Source organism: Arthrobacter sp. H5 (assembly GCF_000520595.1).
Taxonomy (GTDB): Bacteria; Actinomycetota; Actinomycetes; order Actinomycetales; family Micrococcaceae; genus Arthrobacter_D.
Genome location: NZ_KI914993.1, coordinates 114,880 through 116,418 on the forward strand (window position 1 = coordinate 114,880; position 1,539 = coordinate 116,418).

The 1,539-nt window shown below is 64.5% G+C and carries 1 protein-coding gene; it reads left to right on the forward strand.

Annotated elements, in window-relative coordinates; genetic code table 11:
* Window positions 1-1,305, forward strand: a 1,305-nt coding sequence (locus Y708_RS31025; protein ID WP_035775971.1) for an AAA family ATPase, incomplete at its 5' end; no start/stop codon positions are given.
* Window positions 1,306-1,539 lie beyond the last annotated feature (234 nt).

The window sequence follows — 1,539 nt, forward strand, 5'->3', positions numbered from 1 at the left end:
CGGCTGGCCAATGCGCAGGAGGCGCCTGCCGAGACGGAACCCGATACCGGGACCCGCGACCTGCTGATGGTTGCCGCCACCCACTCCCGGCAGGCGGAAATGGAAGCACGGCTCTCACTGCGCAGTGCCGAGGAACAGCTCGCCGCCACAGCGAACCGTGCCGCCGCCCTGGAACACGCGGCCGTCACGGAGCGTGAGGCACGGGAACAGGCAGCAAAGCGGGCCAGGCTTCGCCAGCTGGAGGCAGCCAAAGCCGCTGCAGTGGGCAAGGCGGTGCTTCAGGCCCTGGCGTTCCTCGATGTCTCCGTGGATGCGGCAGCGCGTGAGCGGGACGATGCCGAGGAAGTACGTGCCGCATGGGAGGCGGAGCTCGCGGAGATCCGCAGCGGCAACGAAAAGCTGCTGGCCGAGCTCGCTGAACTGACCGATTCAGTGCACCGCGATGAACTGGCCCGCGCACAGCAGCGGTTACGGATCGAGACCCTGGAGAACCGTTCAATCGACGAACTTGGTCTCACCGCCGACCACTTGGTGGCTGACTATGGACCGGACATTCCCGTGCCCTCCGCGCCCGCAGCAGTGGATAAGTGGGCGGAGCTGCGCACGGAAGTGGACGACGACGGCACCCCCGTGCGCGCCGGTGTCCCGTTTGTCCGGGAGGAGCAAGAGAAGCGGCTTCGCAGGGCGGAGCGTGATTTGTCGGCCTTGGGCCGGGTGAACCCGCTGGCGCTGGAGGAGTTCGCCGCGCTGGAGGAACGGCACCAGTTCCTGAGCACCCAGCTCGAGGATCTCAAGGCCACCAGGAAGGACCTGTTGGACATCATCCGCGAAGTGGACGAGAGGGTGGAACAGGTGTTCACGGCCGCCTACCATGACACGGCTGCCCAGTTTGAGCGGGTCTTCGGGCGCCTGTTCCCCGGCGGCGAAGGACGTCTGGTGCTCACCGATCCGGACGACATGCTGACCACCGGCATCGAAGTTGAAGCGCGGCCGGCCGGAAAGAAGATCAAGCGGCTGTCGCTGCTCTCGGGCGGCGAACGGTCACTGACCGCCGTCGCGCTCCTGGTGGCGATCTTCAAGGCGCGGCCGTCGCCGTTCTATGTCATGGACGAGGTGGAGGCTGCCTTGGACGACACCAACCTGGGGCGGCTGATCACCATCTTCGAGGAGCTGCGTGAATCCAGCCAGCTCATTGTGATCACGCACCAGAAGCGCACCATGGAGGTCGCGGACGCACTGTACGGGGTGACGATGAGGGGCGACGGCGTGTCAACGGTGATCAGTCAGCGGCTGGTTGACGCCTAGCGGGAGTTTCCGGGATTTTCTGATTTTTGGGCGTTTCGCCCAGTATTGGTGCGGTTTTTGTAGTATTACCTAGATATTACTTCGATTGTGGGCAAGAAGCAGGACGGCAAAACGTATTACTACGCAGTGGAGTCCGCCCGGGTTGACGGCAAGCCCCGCATCGTCTCCCAGCAGTACCTGGGTTCAGCAGAGGAGGTCATGGCCAAAATTGCAGGCGCCGGGCCCGGAGGTGCC